Source organism: Enterovibrio nigricans DSM 22720 (assembly GCF_900167155.1).
Lineage (GTDB): Bacteria > Pseudomonadota > Gammaproteobacteria > Enterobacterales > Vibrionaceae > Enterovibrio > Enterovibrio nigricans.
In genome coordinates this window covers 39,236-59,425 of record NZ_FUXU01000004.1, presented here as the reverse complement: position 1 = coordinate 59,425, position 20,190 = coordinate 39,236, and the positions used below count along the sequence as shown (strand labels likewise).

The window sequence follows — 20,190 nt, the reverse complement described above, 5'->3', positions numbered from 1 at the left end:
TATACATTTTTAGTCACTCTGCTTTGATACAAGGGCAGCAAGGTAACGATGAAGATCACACAATCAGATGAAATGTAACCTTTTGCTTCTGTGAGTATGCAAAATACGCATGTTTTCAGTCCTTGATCCTTTGGAGACCTCCATGAAACCGACAGCTAAACCGCTATCTATCGCCGTTCTCGCGGGCATGATGACGATGGCAAGCCCAGCTATGGCAGAAACCATCAAACTGCGCATTATCGAAACCACCGATATTCATACCAACGTGATGGATTACGACTACTACAAGGACACGCCAAGCGATAAAATCGGCTTGGTTCGTACAGCTACAAGAGTCAAAGCGGCGCAGGATGAGGTCGTTAACAGCGTATTGGTCGACAATGGCGACCTGATCCAAGGTAGCCCAATGGGCGACTACATGGCCGCGAAAGGCATTGAAAAAGGCGAGGTTCATCCTGTTTACAAGGCGATGAACCAACTTAATTACGATGTAGGTAACATCGGTAATCATGAATTTAACTATGGGCTAGACTTCCTCGATATCACGTTGGAAGGTGCAAATTTCCCCTACATTTCAGCTAACGTTTACGACGCCAGCACAGGCAAGCCGTACTTCCAGCCATACATCATCAAAGAACACACGATGACAGACACCGATGGCAAAGCGCATCTGGTGAAAGTGGGTTATATCGGATTTGTACCACCGCAAATTCTGGTATGGGATAAGAAAAACCTTGAAGGCAAAGTCATTGCTGAAGACATCAAAGCCAGTGCCGAGAAGTGGGTACCGGAGATGAAGGCAAAAGGTGCGGACGTTATCGTTGCTATCCCGCATTCGGGTCTGTCACAAGATGAATACAAAGCGATGGCTGAAAACTCCGTCTACTACTTGGCAGATGTGGAGGGTATCGATGCGATTGCTTTCGGTCACTCTCACGCCGTCTTCCCGGGCAAAGGCTTTGACAACATCCAAGGCGTCGACAACAAAAAAGGCACCATTAAAGACGTTGCCGCGGTTATGCCGGGTCGGTGGGGTAGCCACGTAGGCATCATGGATCTGCAATTGGACAAACAAGGTGACGAATGGGTTGTTACTCCTGTTCAGAGTGAATCTCGTCCGATCTTTGATGGAAAATCCCTCGCAGACGCCGATCCAGCTATGCTCGATGCACTAGAACACGATCACAAAGCGACCCGCGAATTCGTGAACCAGCCTATCGGTAAAGCAAACGACGTCATGTACAGCTTCCTGTCGTTGGTTCAGGACGATCCAACCGTACAGATCGTTAACTTGGCTCAAAAAGATTACGTAGAACGTTTCATTCGAAGCGATCCGGATCTGGCGGGTATTCCTGTTCTGTCTGCTGCAGCCCCTTTTAAAGCCGGTGGCCGTAAAGACGATCCTTCTAACTTCACCGAAGTGGAATCGGGTGAGCTAACATTCCGAAACGCCGCCGATTTGTACCTGTATCCCAATACACTGGTGACGGTCAAAGTCACGGGTAAAGAGGTAAAAGAGTGGCTGGAATGTACTGCCGGTCAGTTTAACCAAATCGATCCGAATTCAACTGCACAGCAGTCATTGATCAACTGGGACGGTTTCCGCACCTACAACTTCGACGTAATCGACGGTGTTAACTACCAGATCGACATCACCCACCCCGCGCGTTACGACGGTGAATGTAACCTGATCAACCCTCGCTCAGAGCGTATCAAGCAATTGACGTTCAATGGCAAGCCGGTTGATCCTGCACAACCGTTCTTGGTAGCCGCGAACAACTATCGCGCATACTTAGGTAAATTCCCAGGTACAGGTAACGACTTCATTGCGTTTGCATCACCGGATGAAAACCGCACCGTGGTCGCGAACTACATCAGTAAAGTGACCGCAGAGAAAGGTGAAGTCATGCCAACGGCTGATAACAACTGGTCGTTTGCACCGATTGAGACCGATAAAGATCTACAGATTGTGTTTGAAACATCACCGAGCGAAAAAGCAGCCAAATTCATTGAAGAAAAAGGCCAGTACCCAATGAAAAAAGTGGGCACCGATGATGTTGGTTTTGCACTATATAGTGTTGATTTGAAAAAATAACATAGCGACAAGTTAACGAAATAATTAACGAAATGTTTCACAATTGAAAAATCTCGTTATGCAGACAAAAAAACCGCGGCCTAGGTCGCGGTTTTTTTATATGTTGACGGACGACACGTGGTTAATTGAGCTAAACCCAATTTAGCCCAAGATTTTTAAACCTTTGGAATAATAAAAAATGCAATGGATAACCCTGACCTTCGGTCAGCTGTCGACCAGACAGCTTTATGACCTTTTGAGGTTGCGGACTGACGTTTTCGTCGTAGAGCAAAACTGCGCTTACCACGAAATCGATGGCCACGACTTGCACCCAGAAACCCGGCATCTTCTCGGCTACCGAGATGACAAAATGACGGCTTACGCTCGTATATTACCTGCCGGATTGACCTACGATGACATCAGTATCGGCCGTGTTGTCACCGCAAATACTGAACGAGGTAACGGTTGTGGAAATGCCCTAGTCAGTCAGGCGTTGATTCAAGCGAACGGTGTTTGGCCTGATGCACCGATTACGATAGGTGCACAATACCATCTACGTGAATTCTACCGTCGCCATGGCTTTGACGAAATTTCAGAACAATATCTGGAAGACGGGATCCCGCACATTGATATGCGAAAAACGGCGGCCTGAGCCGCCCTTTATAAGCATGCGTGCCGACGCCTTAGTTCCGTCGGGCGAAGCCACCATCAGACAATCGGAAAAAGATCACTGACTTGTCCTTGCTGGCTTCAATCTGCAGCATGTCGAGCTCGCCTTGCGTATTACGCTTGAAGCGAAGCAGTTGCCCCGGCTGGATACGGCTCAGAGGCTTATCTGGGCCTTCAATGGCCGAGATAGCATACAGATCAGGCAATGGCAGTGATTGATCGCGGAAAATATTCGACAGCGTATCACCACGTTGCACTTCGTAATTAACCCAATCCGTGTCCACCGTTTGGGTCGAGATGACCGGCTCAGCATTGTTGTTAAACCCATCGTCATCCGCTTGTTTTGCCTCTTGGGCATTGCCGCTGAGATCTAAGGGCAACGAAACACGCTCACCTTCCGTAACCACAGCGTCATTGCTTTCGTCGCTGGACGGCCAAATCAGTAATACAACCAGTAAGGCTACCAGTACTGAAACTCCCATACGGTGGGGTTTAGGTAATGCCTGCCAGTGCGGTCTCACCTTCTCGACTAATGGCTGTATTTGGGCTCGTACTTTTTCTAACGCGGCTTTGATTACCTCACCCATAGGCGGTGTGGTGGATGCACTCTTTTTCACGCGTTTTCCTTTCAGGGTCATAACCTCTCCCAATTTCCTCATCAGGATCCTGCTAGCAAGTAAAACCGCGCATGCTAGCGGTGCTTTATCAGCAAATTGTCAGCAACCGCAATCTACTGACTGACAATTGTACTTTCCTGTATTTCGTGCGCAGATTCAACAACCAATCTGTAACCCAATTTGTCCCAGACTGCCTGCACCTGTTATCCTTCGCTACTTTAAACCCGCAAATAAAGAGAGACGACATGTCTGATGTAAAACTGGAGACCGTAGAGCAAAAAGCTAGCTACGGCATCGGCCTGCAAATGGGTCAGCAACTGGCTGGTAGCGGCCTTGAAGGTCTGAACGTTGATGCAATTGCGAAAGGTATCGCGACCGCTCTGGCGGGTGACATGCCTGAAATCGAAATCGACGAAATCAACAACGCGCTGCGTGAACTGCACACTCAAGCAGAAGAAGTTCGTCAATCGGCTGCAAAAGAAGCAGCGGCAGAAGGCGAAACTTTCCTGGCCGAAAACGCAAAGCGTGCAGAAGTGACTGTAACTGACTCTGGTCTTCAGTATGAAGTACTGGTTGAAGGTAACGGCGAAATCCCAACGTCAGACAAGCAAGTACGTGTTCACTACCACGGCACGCTGACTGACGGTACTAAATTCGACAGCTCTGTTGAGCGCGGTCAACCTGCTGAATTCCCAGTAACTGGCGTAATCAAAGGCTGGGTTGAAGCACTGCAAATGATGCCTGTAGGTTCTAAGTGGAAACTGTTCATCCCACAAGACCTGGCATACGGTGAGCGCGGTGCGGGTGCAGCAATCCCACCATTCGCGGCACTGGTATTCGAAGTTGAGCTGCTGGACATCCTGTAAGCCAACCTCAAAAAAGCCAGCATCACTGCTGGCTTTTTTTATGTCTGCGCTTTGCGAAACCTATAAATAGTTAGCTCGCCTCTTGATTCTGTTCATCATCAGAGTGTGACTCTTCCTGATGCTCCTCCTCCAACCAAGGCAAGTGGTGGGAAAAGGAATCGGAGAGAAAATCCACAAACAGCCTCACCTTCGCAGACAAATTGCGATTAAACGAATACACCGCCCATACCGCAGAGTCCGGAGCATGATACTCGTGTAAAACTTCCACCAGCTCACCAGAGAGGATTTTCTGGTTCACGTAGTAGTCAGGTAACTGCGCTAAGCCTAAGCCCCGCAGCGATGCATCAAGCACCGCGCTGCCACTGTTTCCATGCCAGCGCCCTTTGGGTTTAATTTGCACGCAGGTGCCATTGTCAGAATACGTCCAAGTATCTACCAGCCCGACCAAACAATTGTGCGACTGCAGGTCTTCGAGTGTCTGAGGAATACCATGTTCACGAAGGTAAGAAGGCGATGCACAGGTGTAAAGCTTACGCGGGGCAAGTTTCTTCGCCATCAGCGTACTGTCTTTTAGCTCCCCCGTCCGAATAGCCAGATCATACCCATCATGAACGATATCAACGACATCATTGGTAAAGTGAAATTCAACACTGAGTTTGGGATGCACCTTAATAAAGTCATTGGCCAGTGGCGCAATGAACTTCTCCCCAAAAATAGACGGTGCGGTGATTTTTAATGTCCCCACAGGCTCCGTCTGCATCTGGGTGACCAGTGCTTCGACTTCAGCAAACTTCTCGATCAAGTTATTACAGTGATCGAAATACATCTTGCCGACTTCCGTCAGCGTTATTTGTCGTGTTGTACGATAAAGGAGTCTTGTGCTCAATCGGCTCTCCAGCGCATCGATACGACGGCTGACATGAGAAGTAGAAACACCCAGCTTCCTTGCGGCGGCAGTAAAACTGCCACTGTTAACAACTTCAACAAATTCTTCAACACCACTCCAACGGTTCATCTTTGCTCCACTGAAAAGAAGTTTATTGATGGCTGCAACAATAAAGTCCGCCCTTCGACGGTCTGATTGTTATCCTAATGTTAATCCATAATGGGTAACTCTCCGCCCTTCTCCTACTAAGGTAGGAGATTTATCGGAATAAAGTAGTATGAAAGTCCATAATTTAGTTAAGGTCTTGCGTGTTAATTGTGCAATTTTTATTTGCCTTTGCACCATAAGTATCAATGCGGAAACAGTCTTAGAGCCCCTCGATTACCGAAATAATCAGTATCGGGCACCCGTGCCAACAACACTTCAGGGTGCGCGCGTGATCGAATCACCTGAAGCCCTAAAAGCATTTATGACTCAGGACAATCCTGTGTTAATTGATGTCTATCCCGCACCAAACCGCCCTGACAATTTGTCCCAAAATACGCTGTGGATTGAACCAAAACGCGACACCATCCCGTCATCGCTTTGGCTTGCCAACGTTGGGCATGGCATCGTTCCAGACTCCTTGGTCAAGCTTTTGGCAGACAACCTCCCGCTCAATCGACCCGTGGTGGTATTTTGCGAACCCAGTTGTTGGCATTCGTGGAATGCAGGGAAACGGGCATTGGCGTTAGGCGCGAAAGAGGTTTATTGGTACCGCGCAGGCGTGAAAGGCTGGCAAGAGGCGGGATATGAGCTAGAAACTCATACCCCTGTAAGACCATGACATCGCGATTTCTGCATTTCTTCGTGCACCTTAGCTTGCTGGTTAGCTTTGCAACCTCCGCGCAGACACCTGAGCTCGTTTTTGACGAGGTCGCACCGGGTGTCTATTGCCATCAAGGCGACATAGCCGATCTTTTCACCACGCAAACTGATCCCGTGGCTAACATGACCTTCATTGTGGGCAATGAGGCCGTGGCTGTGATTGACACGGGTGCCAGCCAACGCACAGGCGAGGCGTTATTGAAAGAAATACGGCGCGTTACCAATCTGCCTATTGCCTATGTCATCACTACTCATGTGCATCCAGATCATCATTTTGGCAATCAAGCTTTTGTGAAGGAGCAACCTCAATTTGTGGCGCACACCCGCTATCCCGGCGATTTTGCAGCCAAGGTTGGCTATTACATGGAGAGACTAAACAGCCCATGGTTTACAGGGACGAAACCTGTCGCCCCAACGTACCTTATCGATGCTGAAACCGTCATCGATCTTGGCAACCGGCCACTGATATTGACTGCCCACGATCGTGCTCATACCAGACATGACTTAACCGTGTTTGACGAAAAGACAGGAACCCTTATCGCCGGAGATTTATTGTTTGTTGATCACACACCAACGCTGGATGGCAGTCTGCTTGGCTGGTTGACCGTCACCAAGCAACTAGAAGCTATGCCCTACAAACGGGTGATTCCGGGGCACGGTGCCATTCAAACCGGCCCCAATGCATTCGCAAACCAGACGCAATACCTCACCGCGCTGGCACGGGAAGTTCGTGCCGCTATACAGAAGAACATCAATATAAACACCGCCAGCGAGACGGTATTAACGTCCCAATCATCAGAATGGAAGCTCTTTGAACTGTTCCATCCGCGCAATGTCATTCAGGCTTATAAAGAGCTTGAGTGGGAGTAATGTAAGGAGAATATTCATGAAATCCGTCATTATGATGCTGTCAGCCCTGCTGTTTGTTCTGCCAGTAACGTCACACGCTAAAAATGAACCCGAAAGTGCCAATTGGCCTTTGATCAGAGACAGCCTCTTTCCGAATGCCAGTAGACTCATTGAGGATGATGTCGTCACGCTTATCTCTCCAGAACGTGCGATTGACGCGGCGCTTGTTCCTTTGGATATCCAAGTAAATGTGAAACAAGACGATCCCAATCCCGTCGAAAAAATTTACCTCATCGTCGACAACAATCCTTCGCCCATCGTCGGTACCTTCGATCTCAGTCCAAACAGTGGCATCGCCAATATCTCTACGAGGGTTCGTATCAACGCATACAGTCCGGTCAGAGCTATTGCCCAAACATTGGACGGAAAATTACACATTGCCAGCAATTTTGTGAAAGCGTCTGGAGGATGCTCAGCCCCTGCTGGTGCTGACGATGTATTAGCACGTCAGCGAATGGGTAGAATGAAACTAAAAGATCTGGGGATCAACGACACGAGGCAGTTGCAATTGTTGATCAGTCATCCCAATTACAGCGGCCTGCAAATTGATCAACTGACCCGCCACTGGATCCCATCGGACTATGTCAGTGACGTAAACATCACGTTGGAAGGTGAGCCTGTTATGCGCTTTAACGGCGGTATTTCTATCAGCGAAAACCCCACATTTACCTTCCATGTCGATGGTAAAAAGCAAGGAAAACTGAAAGCGGATGTAAAAGACTCAACAGGACGAAAGTTTTCCAGTGAATGGGATATCTGAATCATTCGTGATTATGTCGCGGTAAGGAAACATTCCGACCCAGGCTTGATATTCAACTAATTTAATTGCATCAAAGCCTGGGAAAAACGCGCTGTTCAACCATAATAAAAACGGCAGAAAATAAAACAAAAATAAACGCAGAATCAATACATTAACCAACATCCCATAACGTTCAAACATTGTTGCCGCCGAACAAAAATGTTGTGTCTTTTTCCCGCTCACACAAGCTGTAAAGCTGCCATAAACTCAATTCACCAACATTTTTTTAACACCGTTTGGCAGCAAAAGACCGCTGAACAATAAATGCTGGAATGAGTTGGCATTCGGGTTCAATGCTGAAACGCGAAACCGCCTTGTTGTAGTTCGCCAGAGACGCCAAGCACACTTCTCATTATTGGGCAATACTGGTTGATAAGAGCGACTCCACAACTCGCGGATTGCGCCCCTAAATTGCGACAAATAGGCATTCTGTGCGAAGCCATGCTTCGTGGCATATGCCGTCATGGAGGAAGTAAACATGATAGTTGTAGAAAAGTTGCGAAGCTCATTGTTAGCTGTTGCAACAGTTTCCCTTGCCATGCTGTCTCCGACAGTTGCTCAGGCAAATGACGAGTTGCTTGAGCTACAAAAAGATCCCAATCAATGGGTAATGTGGGGTGGTAACTACGACGGTACCCGCTACAGCCCACTTGACCAAATCAATGCAAAAAATGCCAAAGACCTTCAGGTTGCTTGGACATTTTCAACAGGTGTTTTGCGCGGACATGAAGGTGGCCCATTGGTTCTGGGCGATACCATGTATGTCCACACGCCCTTCCCAAACAAAGTTTTTGCTATTGATTTGAATACAAAAACATTAATTTGGGAATATGAACCAAAGCAAGACTCTTCCGTTATTGCGGTCATGTGCTGTGACACAGTCAATCGTGGCCTTGCCTATGCAGATGGGAAAATCTTCCTTCAACAAGCCGACACCACGCTCGTCGCGTTAGATCAAAAAACCGGGAAAGTGGTTTGGAAGATTATCAACGGCGATCCTAAAGTCGGTGCCACCAACACCAATGCTCCACTTGTCGTGAAAGACAAAATCATCACAGGGATAAGTGGTGGTGAGTTTGGCGTTCGCGGCTATGTCACGGCGTATAACATCAAAGACGGCAGCGTCGCATAGCGTGCTTACAGCACTGGGCCAGATGACGAAATGCTGGTCGACCCAGAAAAAACCACGGCAATGCTTAAACCCATAGGAAAAAGCTCCAGCCTTAAATCTTGGGAAGGTGACCAATGGGAGATTGGTGGCGGTACAACGTGGGGTTGGTTCTCTTACGATCCTGAGCTGAATCTTGTCTATTACGGAACGGGGAACCCGAGTACATGGAACCCAAGCCAACGTCCCGGTGATAACAAGTATTCCATGACCATCATGGCGCGCGATGCGGATACAGGTATGGCGAAATGGCTCTACCAGATGACACCACATGATGAGTGGGATTATGACGGCATTAACGAAATGATCCTTGTCGACAAAAAGTTCAATGGCAAAGACAGAAAACTGCTTGTTCGCTTCGATCGTAACGGCTTCGGCTACACGCTCGACCGTGTAACGGGTGAGCTTCTTGTTGCAGAGAAATTTGACCCTGCGGTTAACTGGGCAACGCACGTTGATATGGAGACAGGTGTTCCCCAAGTCGTGGCCAAAGACTCTACAGGTCAAAATGGTGAGGATGTTGACACCAAAGGCATTTGTCCGGCGGCACTGGGCTCTAAAGACCAACAGCCTGCAACGTATAGCCCCCGTACGGGACTTTTCTATGTGCCGACCAACCACGTGTGCATGAACTATGAACCTTTTGAAGTCTCCTACACGGCTGGTCAGCCCTATGTAGGTGCAACCCTGTCTATGTTCCCCGCACCCGACAGCCATGGTGGCCTCGGTAACTTTATTGCGTGGGATGCAGAAAAAGGTGAAATCGTCTGGTCGCTGCCAGAGCCCTTATCTGTATGGAGCGGCGCACTGGCAACCGGTGGCGGCGTGGTGTTCTACGGCACACTTGAAGGCTACCTCAAAGCCGTCGACGAGAAAACGGGGAAAGAGCTTTATCGCTTCAAAACCCCCTCAGGCATCATCGGCAACGTAAATACCTATATGCATGACGGCAAGCAATATATTGCCGTCCTATCAGGCATTGGTGGTTGGGCTGGTATCGGCATGGCGGCAGGTCTTGAAGGCGATACCGACGGCCTCGGCGCGGTAGGTGCCTATCGTAAGCTGTCTGACTACACCCAACTGGGTGGCGTACTGACCGTGTTTGCACTACCAAATTAATTATAAAAAAACCAAGAAAGGGGAGATTAGCTCCCCTTTCTTCTTAAACCTGAAACAATGAATCAGGTTGTATTTGCGCCCGCCTTCTACACTCAATTTAGTTATGGAAAGGAATTCACATGTATAAACGTCTACTTATATCGTTTTGTTTATTTTGGGGATTGGTGAGTCATAGCATTGCGGAAGAAGAACATATCGTCAGAGCTGTCGGCGTAAAGTTCGACCCGATGTTTGTCGTATTGCAACCGGGGGATCGCGTCAGCTGGACCAACATGCCCGCACATCTTATTGAAACCATTGATGTCATGGTGCCGGAAGGTACACAGAAAATAAAAACAGAACTCGGCGTGGATGTCAGTTTTGTTTTCGACCAGGAAGGGGTTTATGTCTACAAGTGCACGCCGCACTGGGGATCACGAATGGGCGGCATCCTACTTGTTGGAAACCCGAATGGCATTGAGGGAATCATTGAAGCCTACTTCGCCGAAATTCAGATAGATAAATCTTTATTACCCGCCAAGGGCTTGCTGAAAAAATTCAGAAAATATTTACAAAAAGAAGGTTTGATATAACCTTGCAGGAGGCAACTTATGTTCAACGTTGTAAAAATAAGTTCGCTTTTCATTTTGCTGTCAGGTGTCGCTGCGACGCCTGTCAGTGCCAACGATTTCCCTACCGTTGAAAGAGTGAAATTCGTTCAAGAATGCATGGCCCTTAAAGGCGGCCCCAATTACGTCAATATGTATGGATGCAGTTGTGTTATCGACAAAATTGCCGATACGATGACGTTTGAAGAATACACCTATGCGGACGCCTTCGTTCGTCTAAAAAATATGCGTGGTGAACGGGGCGGCTATTTCCGCTCCTCGAAAGACAGCCGAACCGCGAGGAAAGGGTTCCTCACCCTCAAAGAGGACGCTGAGCAACAATGCTTCGTGGGCCAACAAATCACACAAAATAAAAATCAATAGGAGCCGAAAATGATGCAGATTTTTACTCGACTCCTGATGGCTACATTCTTGCTTGTCGGCGTGACCGCGCAAGCGGGAGAAGCAACCTTCCCCTCCCCGCTTCCGGATAAACTGCGCGTGTGCGCAGACCCAAATAACCTGCCCTATTCCAATCGCAAGCAACAGGGGTTCGAAAACAAAATTGCCAAACAGTTAGGGGACTACTTTGGACTGGAGGTGGAATATGTTTGGTTCCCGCAACGCATGGGATTTATTCGAAACACACTGAAGAATTGGTCAGATGAAACCGGGCGATTTGCGTGTGATTTAGTCATTGGTGTGCCCGCACAATTTGATATCGCCGCCACCATCAAACCTTACTACCGCTCCGCCTACTCGTTGCTTATTCGCAAAGATGGCGCCTTAGCGAACGTTAAAACGCAGCAAGATCTCGCCAACCTTCCCGACGACGTCAAAAAATCGCTCAACGTTGCCGCCTTCACGCCCTCTCCCGCGGTATCTTGGCTTAGAGATAACGGGTTTAAGGACAACACCTCTTTTTTTCGGATAATGAACGGCGACCCTGAAGACTACCCAGGAAAAATGGTCAAACGCGTATCAGACGGTGAATTTGATGTCTTACTCATATGGGGCCCCATCGCTGGTTATTTCGCTAAACCTCAGTCCGATTTAACCGTTATTCCCATGACTTCAGAAGGCAGTAAGGTGTTTGACTTCGCCATTTCTATGGGCGTGCGTTACGGTGAACGTCCTTGGAAACAGACAGTAGAAATGGCCATGGATGCAAATGCCCCGCAAATCGCCATGATACTCGAAGACTACGGAGTGCCCGTGGTAGAGGCATCATCCAAGCCTCGAAAAGATGATGACGATGATTAATCAAACAGCGGCACCGAAAGGTGCCGTTTACGTATAACGTAGGACAAAGCGATGTTGCAACGTTACCAACGTCACTTTTTGTTTGCGTTCATTTTGCTGTCGCTGGATGTTGTAGCACGTCCGCCCAGCAGCATCGTGGTACTCGACTTCGAATTGAATGACCTTACGTATACAGAAGACAATCAGAGTGAAATCAAACGTACCGCGTCCCTAGCCCCACTGCTTAGCGAAGCGTTGTCCTCGTCATTCACCCTCATCCCAGTCTCCCAATCGGCTTATCACTCTGCCAATCAAGGCGTCGGCTACTTGATTCAACATCCCTCAGTCGCTGCTGATTTGGGTAATGCGCACCAGGCGGATTGGATTGTGGTCACGCGACTACACAAACCCAGCTTTCTCTTTGCGTATCTCATTGCGTACGTTGTTCATGTTCCCTCAGGCACAGCCTTACCCAAACGCATTGTCGAAATAAAAGGTCAGCAAGCCAAATTAAATCAGCGAGGCGTCAATAAACTCGCCGAGCAAATTACCCAGCAAATCGCGACGTTTAAACAATAAGAAGCGTTGTCTCGCCATTGCTACTTGAGAGAAAGGTTGCAGAACGCATAGACTGTTGGCTGAATTTGCCATGAATCCTATCCTATGAAGCGTTTATTGATCACCTTCACCACTGTGTTTTTACTTTCCGCCTGCACCGCTGATGCAGGAAGGAACATGGCTGAAGATGAATGCTACAAAATCCGAAACACCAAAGAGCGGCACCAATGCTTTGAGGATGTGGATCGAACATTTCGCGAATATTGAGTGAAGTCTGGGCATAAAAAAAGTGACGCTTTTAGCGTCACTTTTTCGATTGCGGATAGCGATTAAATCCCTTCACCATCACCGCTAACATCGTCTTCATGAAGACCACATTCTCGTTTTAGACCAAAGAAACGGGTCTCTTCTTCGCTCATGCCTTCTTCCAGCTTCCGGGTCGTGTGCACGTCCCCTACAGACACATAACCTTGGTCCCAAAGTGGGTGATACGGCAAATCATGCTCTTTCAGGTAGTAATGCACATCTTTGTTCGTCCAGTCGATAACAGGCAAAAACTTAAACACACCATTTTGAATGCCTAAAATCGGCAGCGTTTGACGCGAACTCGATTGATCACGACGGAGGCCTGAGAACCACGTTCCCACATTGAGCTCATCCAAAGCACGACGCATCGGTTCAACCTTGTTTAAACGGTTGTAACGCTCAATGCCTTCCACGCCTTGCTCCCACAGCTTACCGTGCTGTGCTTCCTGCCACGCGGAGCTTTGAGCGGCACGATAGACGCGTAAGTCCAAAGATAAGGTGTTCGTCAGCTCATCAATGAACTGATACGTTTCAGGGAACAAGTAACCCGTGTCAGTCAGGATCACTGGGGTATCAGGTTTCTCTTGCGTGACAAGGTGCAGCATCACCGCGGCCTGAATACCAAAGCTTGATGACAGGGCGAATTCGCCCTGCAGATTTTCCAACGCCCAGCGAACCCGCTCCTGCGCTGACATGCTTTCGAGCTCAGCATTAATGGGTGCCAGTTCTATTATTTGCCCGGCCTTGGTACGGCCCAGCAGATCGGACAGTTGAAATTTAGGCATAGAAATCCCTCTTAGAGACTTTCACTTCCGCGATAATACCGGCGCGGATAACAAAATCACCGAATCCTTCACCCTCGTTTCGTTCGCTTGACCAGCGACCAACCAGTGTGTCGATCTCTTCTAAAATCTGTGCGTCAGTGATGTTCTCTTTGTACATTTTCGGTACGCGAGTGCCTTCTCGGTTACCGCCAAGGTGTAGGTTGTAACGACCCGGCGCTTTACCCACCAAACCAATTTCCGCCAACATGGCACGGCCACAACCGTTCGGACACCCCGTCACACGCAGAATAATGTGCTCATCTTCCAAATCGTGTTTTTCTAAGATCTCTTCCACGTCTGTCACAAATTGCGGCAAGAAACGTTCAGCTTCTGCCATCGCCAGCGGACAGGTTGGAAAGGCCACACATGCCATGGAATTCTTACGCTGCTCACTGACACCGTCATCAATCAGGCCGTGTGCACGTGCAATTTTCTCGATCTTGGCTTTGTTGGATTTCGACACACCAGCCACGATCAGGTTTTGGTTCGCTGTCATACGGAAATCACCTTTGTGGATTTTCGCAATCTCAGCCACGCCAGTTTTCAACGGTTTACCTGGGTAGTCCAACAGGCGACCGTTTTCGATAAACAGCGCCAAATGGTGCTTACCATCAATGCCTTCAACCCAACCGATGCGATCGCCACGGTCCGTGAACTCATAAGGGCGGACGGCTTCAAACGTAATGCCCGCACGTTTTTCGACTTCGGCTTTAAATACGTCAGTCCCGACACGATCCAGCGTGTACTTGGTTTTGGCATTTTTACGGTTCGAACGGTTACCCCAATCGCGCTGGGTCGTCACCACAGCCGCAGCGACATCTAAGGTTTTGTCTAACGCGACAAAGCCTAAGTCATCGGCTTTACGTGGATAGGTCGCCGTATCACCGTGCGTCATAGCAAGGCCACCGCCAACGAGTACGTTAAAGCCAACCAGCTTGCCGTTGTCGGCAATCGCCACAAAGTTCAAGTCGTTCGCGTGAACATCAACATCATTTTGCGGCGGGATCACCACCGTGGTTTTAAATTTACGTGGCAAGTAGTTTGAGCCCAGAATCGGCTCTTCGTCTTGGTGACCTTCTACCTTCTCACCGTCTAACCAAATTTCCGCGTAAGCACGTGTTTTGGGTAACAGGTGCTCACTGATTTTCTTCGCCCACTCATACGCTTCTTGGTGAAGCTCTGATTCAACAGGGTTCGTGGTACACAGCACGTTACGGTTCACGTCACCCGCTGTTGCAATCGAGTCGATGCCGATTTTGTTCAGCGTCTGGTGCATCAGCTTAATGTTGGGTTTCAGCACACCGTGAAACTGGAACGTTTGGCGCGTCGTCAGACGAATGCTGCCGTACATGGTGTGTTCAGTCGCAAACGCATCAATCGCCAGCCACTGCTTCGGCGTAATGATGCCGCCCGGCATACGAGCACGCAGCATGACATTTTGCAGCGGCTCAAGCTTTTGCTTTTGGCGCTCAGCACGAATATCGCGGTCATCTTGCTGGTACATGCCGTGGAAACGGATCAGCTGGAAGTTATCTGCTGTAAATCCACCCGTGACACGGTCTTGAAGATCTTGCTCAATCGTACCGCGCAGGAAATTGCTTTCTCTTTTCAGGCGCTCGTTATCGGCCAACGGGCCCAACTCTTCGCCCAACACGACTTGCTTGTCACTCATTAATACACATCCTTTTGATAGCGCTTCGCCTTACGCAGTTCATTCAAATAGCTTTCTGCGTCTTCTCGGCTCTTGCCGCCGTGTTCCTGGGCGACAGTAATCAATGCTTCATGCACATCTTTGGCCATGTAGGTTGCATCTCCACAGATGTAGAGGTACGCCCCGTCTTGCAGCCATTGCCATACGTCTTTGCCTTGCTCAACAATCTTATGCTGAACATACACCTTCTCAGCTTGATCACGGCTAAAGGCAAGGTCGATTTTGGTCAATAAATCGTCTTTTAAGAATTTCTGCCATTCAACTTGGTAGAGGAAATCTTGGGTAAATGTACGGTCACCAAAGAACAACCAGTTCTTACCGTCGGCTCCACGAGCATCTCGCTCTTGCATGAAAGCGCGGAATGGCGCGATACCTGTACCCGGCCCTACCATGATCACTGGCGTATTGTCGTCTGCTGGCAGTTTGAAGTTGTTGTTGTGTTCAATGAATACTTTCACAGACTCTGCATCCTCTGCGCGCTGTGAAAGGAAGCTCGATGCACCACCCAATCGGGTATTTTCACCGTGTTGGAACTCCACCAGTCCCACGGTCAGGTGCACCTCTTCACCCACGTCTTCTTGGCTCGATGCAATCGAGTACAAACGTGGTGTCAACTTGCGCAATAGCCCCGCCAATTGCTCCGCAGTCAGCGTGGTTTTCTTCTCGCCCAGCACATCCACCACTTGGGTGTTGTTCGCATACTGGCGTAGCTTATCTTTGTCTTCAGCCAGCTTTTGCAGTTTCTTACTGCCTGACAGTTCAGCTATCGCCGTCACCTGCTGTGGATTTGAAGCAGTGATTTCAAATTTTTCGATAAGCGCCTGGCGCAGCGACAGAGACTCGCCGGCTACTTCTACCGTTTCGTCACCAGTCAGACCGACTTTCAGCAGAATTTCATCCGCAAGTTCAGGGCTGTTGGTGTAGTAAACGCCCAGCGCATCACCCGGTTGGTAAGTCAGACCCGATTCACCCAAGTCGATTTCAATGTGGCGAACATCCTTGCCAGAATCACGTCCTGTGATTTTCTGGTTGGTGACAAGCTCAGCGGCATACGGGTTTTGTTTGTTGTAAGCCGAAGCCGCCCCCGCTGACGTTGCTGCATGCAAAGGAACAACCACTTCGTCAGCACCACCGCCGAGGGTTTCTTTTACTTTGCTCAGAACATCCACGCTCCAGCTTTCTGCGTCCGCATCATAATCCACGTCACAATCAACGCGCGGTAGTATTGCTTTCGCGCCTTGCTTCGACAGGAAAGCGTCAAAATCTTTACCCGTTTGGCAGAAAAACTCGTAGCTTGAATCACCCAAGCCAATAACCGCGTATTGCAGTTTGTCGAGCTTCGGTGCTTTTTTTGATTGCAGGAATTCATGCAAAGAAATGGCATTGTCAGGCGGCTCGCCCTCACCGTTGGTCGAGGCCACGATGATAACGTGCGTTTCCTTCGCCAGATCGCGCGGCTTGTAATCATCCGCCGAGTACAAAGAAACCGCTACGCCGTCAGCCTTTGCTTTGGCTTCCAGTGTTTCCGCCACACCTTTCGCGTTGCCGGTTTGCGAGGCATAAATGATGGTCAGCTTGCCTGCTGGCTTGGCAGCCGTAGCCACAGCTTGTGCCAATGGTTGAGGGGTGCTGCCAGCAGCTGAAGGCGTTTGGCTAAGTCCCCAAAAATAACCGCTGATCCACGCCAGCTGTTGTGGCGACAACTCTGCCACTGCTTGCTGCAACTGACCGATTTGCTGGTCGTTGAGCGGACTTGCCAACGCAGATAGTTCCTTGAGTAACATGTCACGACATTCCTTTATTATTGCGTGAGCATAGATTAGCCACTCAGCGTAATAACTAAAAATAATAGAAACGCATGTTTTATAACCTTGGGTTAGAACAACCCGATAGAAAAGAGGGTGAAAGCGGTAAGTGTTCGAAATCCGGCAAGCAATTGACGGATGGGCGTTTAGCAGCGCCCTAAGGTACTGCTTGAAAAAGGTCTATTGCCCCAGTGAGACAATCACGTGTCGACGATACGCACCTGATGAAAACCGATGTCGAGCGCGTTTTCCGTGGCCATGTCGACATCACCGAAGCATTGCTCAACACCGTTTCCATCGGTCAGCGGTACCAAACCACCGCGCGCATGACGAAACTCAACAATCCAGCCATCACTAGATAACGATGGCTCCACAACCGCTTCCACCAGCATTTGCTGCGTGTACAACGAGCGCAGTTCATTCTTTGTCATTGCTCAATCCTAGTTCGTAAAATCAACGAGTTAAACTGAATAGTTTTAATAATTATGTGGATTAAGCTTAGACGTCACGCTACTGATGTGCCATTTCACTCGTTATCGATTGTGAGACGAGCCCGCGACGACTCTTGGCAATTCACCGTCGTGATGATCGCCACTTAACATGTGAATGAGCGTCATTTTAAGACGCATGGGTGAAACAGGCTTATGCAGCACCATATAGCCAAGCTCTCGCGCTTGATACTGCAATTCCTCGCTGCGATTTGCGGTAACAATGACCGTTGGTACGGGTCGCATCCGCTGTGCATTTAACATCTGGGCCAAGGTGAGCCCCGTCAACTCGGTGTCCAGATGATAATCAACAATCAGAAGCTCAACGGGGTCTTTAACCGTATCCTGTCCTATTTGTAGCTCTTGCAAGGAGGCCGCTGCCGTCACTTCACATCCCCAACGCTTGAGAAGTTCTTCCATCGCATGGCAAATATTGTGGTCATTATCCACCACCCAAGCACGCGCACCTTGCAGCATCACCCCGCCATCAGACACCAATGCCTCGACACTCGGAGAGGCGGTGGTTTCACGGTTACCGTAAGGCACCAGCACGGAAAAACGCGAGCCTATGTCTGGCACAGAATCCACCCAAACGGTATGCCCCAGCACGGTGGCAATTTTATCAACGATGGCTAACCCTAAACCTAATTGGGTGTGGTGATGGTCATGCTCATTCGTCAGTCTTTTAAACTCTTGGAATATTTCTTTTTTCTTGTCCTCTGGAATACCGACCCCTGTATCCAACACATCAACACGGATACCGTCAGCACAACGACGACAACCCAATAAAATTTTGCCTGAATGGGTATAACGCAGTGCATTCGTCATCAGATTTCTAACGATACGTGCCAACAACTGGGAGTCGGTGTACACATACGCAGAACTCGCTACATACCGCACATCGACGCGGCTACCTTCGGCGGCATGAATAAAGTCATCGGCGATATTGTCGAGCAGCTCTCTGATAGGAAACGACTGCTTGTCGGCTCTGACGACACCCGCGTCCAACTTGGAAATTTCAACCAAGGTCGTAATAAGGGATTCAACGTCCTCCAAGGAGTGCGAAAGCGACGTAACCAGCTTTCTCGCGGACGGCGACATTCGGTGGCTTAGCAAAGACCCAAGATACAGCTGCGCGGCATTCAGCGGTTGCAGAAGGTCGTGACTGATCGTTGCCAAAAACTTGGTTTTCGACAAGTTCGCACGTTCTGCCTCCTGCTTGGTTTCCAATAGCCGCTCTTGGACGATACGACGCTCTTCGACTTCGTCTTTTAATTGATCATTCAACGCCTGCAATTGTGCTGTCCGTTCTTGCACACGCAATTCCAACGTCTGATAGGCGCGTTCCAGTTCATCGGCATTTTGTCTACGTTCAGTGATGTCCCAATTCAGCACGAACAAACCGGAAATCTTTCCCGTCGGTGATTGGTTGGGTACATAGCTTTTCACAACGTACCGTGGCTGACCGTTGGCATCGATTTCCTCGATTTCAAACACCACCGACTCACCCGAAAGCGCCCTGTCCACATAAGGTTTCAAGGCGGCAAACTTGGATTCACTGCGAGAAAAAGAGATGTGCTTACCAACCAGCTCGCCACGAGGAAAGCCATACCATTGGTCATAGGCGCGATTGGTAAATTGATAATGAAGATCGTCACCGACGTAGGCAATCAATGCGGGTACGTTATCCGTAATAAGGCGCAACCACTGCTCCGTCTCGCGAAGCTCTTTGGCATCCAGATAGCGCTGGGTGATATCCGTGTAAGTATTAACGTAATCCGCATTGTCCATGGCGTGGCTGCGCACTTCGATAACACGCCCATCCGACAGTGTTTGCACCCGAACACCTTCAGGTGGAAACTTGCCCCCTCGGCCAATTCGCCAGAGCGTAAGAGGTGAGTCTGCCATGAGGGCGTCTATGTTTGCCCCGCTCATTTGCTCTTGCGTAAAGCCCGACATGGCGAGAAAGCGCTGATTAAACACTTGAACGGCCCCTTCTTTGCTCACCATCAGAACACCTTGAGAAAGGTTATCCACCATCGCTTGAAGCAGGCGGCTTTTTTCCGCCATAGCCGCTTCAAAGCGCGCGGTTTCTGCCAATTTGAGCTGGGTGATGTCGGAATACAGCATCACCAATCCCCCGTCACTGGTTTCCCGCTCTTTGACCTGCAACCAACGATTGCCTTGCAGCTTGATGGTCTGGCCGTTTCGTCGCCCCTCCATTTCTTGAACAATCAATCCGTGTTCTTTGGCCAGCTTTCGGATTTTTTCCGGTGTCAGCGATGAGGTATTGAGCGAGACGACATTGTCCTGCCAATAGCGTTGAAAGCGGCTGTTTGAATACACCAGTTCACGGTCGGGGCCGTAGAGTGCAAAGCCATCTGAAATTGACTCAATGGCATCAATAAACCGTTGATGCGCTTGCTCTGCCTGGGATTTGGCGAGGGATAATTGACGGTTGGTCGATTCAATTGACTGGAGTGCATGATTCAGCTCTTCGGTTTTGTCGCGCACTTGATCGGCAAGAACGACAGAATGCTGGAATGCCCCCCACGCATCCACTTGCGTACTACTGCCTTGCTCGACACGATGTACTAATGCATCAATCATTTTTTTTTGACGTTCGTTCTCTGCCTTGAGTACGGCAATTTGTGCTTCCAGATCCTTGTCTTTATTCGTCAATTCATCCCGCTTT

At 49.1% G+C, this 20,190-nt stretch carries 17 protein-coding genes and 1 pseudogene; 11 read left to right on the top strand and 7 right to left on the bottom strand.

All coding sequences use genetic code 11. The annotated features are described in order from the left end of the window. Nucleotides 1-142 precede the first annotated feature (142 nt). Nucleotides 143-2,095 (top strand): 2',3'-cyclic-nucleotide 2'-phosphodiesterase, encoded by a 1,953-nt coding sequence (gene cpdB, locus B5D35_RS02610; protein WP_078751050.1) that lies wholly within the window; start codon nt 143-145, stop codon nt 2,093-2,095. 178 nt (nt 2,096-2,273) lie between these two features. Further along, nucleotides 2,274-2,726, top strand: a complete 453-nt coding sequence (locus B5D35_RS02605) for a GNAT family N-acetyltransferase (protein WP_078751049.1) — start codon at nt 2,274-2,276, stop codon at nt 2,724-2,726. 31 nt (nt 2,727-2,757) lie between these two features. Here B5D35_RS02605 and B5D35_RS02600 read toward each other — a convergent pair whose 3' ends face one another. Continuing rightward, nucleotides 2,758-3,381, bottom strand: coding sequence for a LysM-like peptidoglycan-binding domain-containing protein (locus B5D35_RS02600; protein WP_078751048.1), 624 nt, complete (start codon nt 3,379-3,381; stop codon nt 2,758-2,760). Nucleotides 3,382-3,605: 224 nt separating this feature from the next. Between B5D35_RS02600 and bamJ the strand changes: the two genes are divergently transcribed. After that, nucleotides 3,606-4,226: a BamJ family beta-barrel-assembly machinery protein gene (bamJ, locus tag B5D35_RS02595; RefSeq protein WP_078751047.1), complete on the top strand. Its 621-nt coding sequence runs from the start codon at nt 3,606-3,608 to the stop codon at nt 4,224-4,226. A 70-nt stretch (nt 4,227-4,296) separates the two neighbouring features. Here the strand turns inward: bamJ and B5D35_RS02590 are convergent, their stop codons facing one another. Next, nucleotides 4,297-5,241 carry a LysR family transcriptional regulator gene (locus B5D35_RS02590; RefSeq protein WP_078751046.1) on the bottom strand — a complete coding sequence of 315 codons (945 nt, stop codon included), beginning with the start codon at nt 5,239-5,241 and terminating at the stop codon, nt 4,297-4,299. Nucleotides 5,242-5,416: 175 nt separating this feature from the next. On the opposite strand from B5D35_RS02590, the gene B5D35_RS02585 reads away from it, so the two are divergent. From B5D35_RS02585 to B5D35_RS02545, 8 genes and pseudogenes are all read left to right on the top strand, one after another. Next, nucleotides 5,417-5,938 (top strand): rhodanese-like domain-containing protein, encoded by a 522-nt coding sequence (locus B5D35_RS02585; protein WP_244556489.1) that lies wholly within the window; start codon nt 5,417-5,419, stop codon nt 5,936-5,938. Beyond that, the gene (locus tag B5D35_RS02580; protein WP_078751045.1) at nt 5,935-6,849 is read left to right on the top strand and encodes a quinoprotein relay system zinc metallohydrolase 2; all 915 of its coding nucleotides are present in this window, start codon (nt 5,935-5,937) and stop codon (nt 6,847-6,849) included. Before B5D35_RS02585 ends, B5D35_RS02580 begins: the two co-directional genes overlap by 4 nt. A gap of 16 nt (nt 6,850-6,865) precedes the next feature. After that, nucleotides 6,866-7,648, top strand: coding sequence for a quinoprotein dehydrogenase-associated SoxYZ-like carrier (locus B5D35_RS02575; RefSeq protein ID WP_078751044.1), 783 nt, complete (start codon nt 6,866-6,868; stop codon nt 7,646-7,648). Between the two features lie 577 nt (nt 7,649-8,225). Next, a pseudogene (locus B5D35_RS02565) lies at nt 8,226-9,974 on the top strand (methanol/ethanol family PQQ-dependent dehydrogenase). A 119-nt stretch (nt 9,975-10,093) separates the two neighbouring features. Beyond that, entirely contained in the window at nt 10,094-10,546 is a 453-nt protein-coding gene (locus tag B5D35_RS02560) for a plastocyanin/azurin family copper-binding protein (protein WP_078751042.1), read from the top strand. 18 nt (nt 10,547-10,564) lie between these two features. Further along, a complete protein-coding gene (locus B5D35_RS02555; RefSeq protein ID WP_078751041.1) occupies nt 10,565-10,945 on the top strand; it encodes a hypothetical protein in 381 nt (126 codons plus the stop codon). Nucleotides 10,946-10,981: 36 nt separating this feature from the next. Beyond that, nucleotides 10,982-11,824, top strand: coding sequence for a quinoprotein dehydrogenase-associated putative ABC transporter substrate-binding protein (locus B5D35_RS02550; RefSeq protein WP_244556488.1), 843 nt, complete (start codon nt 10,982-10,984; stop codon nt 11,822-11,824). A 51-nt stretch (nt 11,825-11,875) separates the two neighbouring features. Further along, entirely contained in the window at nt 11,876-12,382 is a 507-nt protein-coding gene (locus B5D35_RS02545) for a DUF2380 domain-containing protein (protein ID WP_078751040.1), read from the top strand. A 308-nt stretch (nt 12,383-12,690) separates the two neighbouring features. Here B5D35_RS02545 and B5D35_RS02540 read toward each other — a convergent pair whose 3' ends face one another. The 5 genes from B5D35_RS02540 to B5D35_RS02520 all read right to left on the bottom strand — a co-directional run bounded on the left by B5D35_RS02540 (nt 12,691) and on the right by B5D35_RS02520 (nt 20,177). Continuing rightward, entirely contained in the window at nt 12,691-13,452 is a 762-nt protein-coding gene (locus B5D35_RS02540) for a phosphoadenylyl-sulfate reductase (protein ID WP_078751039.1), read from the bottom strand. Further along, nucleotides 13,445-15,163: an assimilatory sulfite reductase (NADPH) hemoprotein subunit gene (cysI, locus tag B5D35_RS02535; protein WP_078751038.1), complete on the bottom strand. Its 1,719-nt coding sequence runs from the start codon at nt 15,161-15,163 to the stop codon at nt 13,445-13,447. The genes B5D35_RS02540 and cysI overlap by 8 nt, the downstream gene beginning before the upstream one ends. Next, on the bottom strand, nt 15,163-16,986 hold the full coding sequence (locus B5D35_RS02530) for an assimilatory sulfite reductase (NADPH) flavoprotein subunit (RefSeq protein ID WP_078751037.1): 1,824 nt from the start codon (nt 16,984-16,986) through the stop codon (nt 15,163-15,165). Before B5D35_RS02530 ends, cysI begins: the two co-directional genes overlap by 1 nt. 221 nt (nt 16,987-17,207) lie before the next feature. Next, nucleotides 17,208-17,438 carry a thymidylate kinase gene (locus tag B5D35_RS02525; RefSeq protein WP_078751036.1) on the bottom strand — a complete coding sequence of 77 codons (231 nt, stop codon included), beginning with the start codon at nt 17,436-17,438 and terminating at the stop codon, nt 17,208-17,210. Nucleotides 17,439-17,540: 102 nt separating this feature from the next. Continuing rightward, entirely contained in the window at nt 17,541-20,177 is a 2,637-nt protein-coding gene (locus B5D35_RS02520) for a hybrid sensor histidine kinase/response regulator (RefSeq protein WP_078751035.1), read from the bottom strand. Nucleotides 20,178-20,190 lie beyond the last annotated feature (13 nt).

Coding starts and splice junctions, on each gene's coding strand:
- cpdB (WP_078751050.1), top strand. CDS start 143: ATGAAACCGACAGCTAAACCGCTATCTATCGCCGTTCTCGCGGGCATG.
- B5D35_RS02605 (WP_078751049.1), top strand. CDS start 2,274: ATGCAATGGATAACCCTGACCTTCGGTCAGCTGTCGACCAGACAGCTT.
- B5D35_RS02600 (WP_078751048.1), bottom strand. CDS start 3,381: ATGACCCTGAAAGGAAAACGCGTGAAAAAGAGTGCATCCACCACACCG.
- bamJ (WP_078751047.1), top strand. CDS start 3,606: ATGTCTGATGTAAAACTGGAGACCGTAGAGCAAAAAGCTAGCTACGGC.
- B5D35_RS02590 (WP_078751046.1), bottom strand. CDS start 5,241: ATGAACCGTTGGAGTGGTGTTGAAGAATTTGTTGAAGTTGTTAACAGT.
- B5D35_RS02580 (WP_078751045.1), top strand. CDS start 5,935: ATGACATCGCGATTTCTGCATTTCTTCGTGCACCTTAGCTTGCTGGTT.
- B5D35_RS02575 (WP_078751044.1), top strand. CDS start 6,866: ATGAAATCCGTCATTATGATGCTGTCAGCCCTGCTGTTTGTTCTGCCA.
- B5D35_RS02560 (WP_078751042.1), top strand. CDS start 10,094: ATGTATAAACGTCTACTTATATCGTTTTGTTTATTTTGGGGATTGGTG.
- B5D35_RS02555 (WP_078751041.1), top strand. CDS start 10,565: ATGTTCAACGTTGTAAAAATAAGTTCGCTTTTCATTTTGCTGTCAGGT.
- B5D35_RS02550 (WP_244556488.1), top strand. CDS start 10,982: ATGGCTACATTCTTGCTTGTCGGCGTGACCGCGCAAGCGGGAGAAGCA.
- B5D35_RS02545 (WP_078751040.1), top strand. CDS start 11,876: ATGTTGCAACGTTACCAACGTCACTTTTTGTTTGCGTTCATTTTGCTG.
- B5D35_RS02540 (WP_078751039.1), bottom strand. CDS start 13,452: ATGCCTAAATTTCAACTGTCCGATCTGCTGGGCCGTACCAAGGCCGGG.
- cysI (WP_078751038.1), bottom strand. CDS start 15,163: ATGAGTGACAAGCAAGTCGTGTTGGGCGAAGAGTTGGGCCCGTTGGCC.
- B5D35_RS02530 (WP_078751037.1), bottom strand. CDS start 16,986: ATGTTACTCAAGGAACTATCTGCGTTGGCAAGTCCGCTCAACGACCAG.
- B5D35_RS02525 (WP_078751036.1), bottom strand. CDS start 17,438: ATGACAAAGAATGAACTGCGCTCGTTGTACACGCAGCAAATGCTGGTG.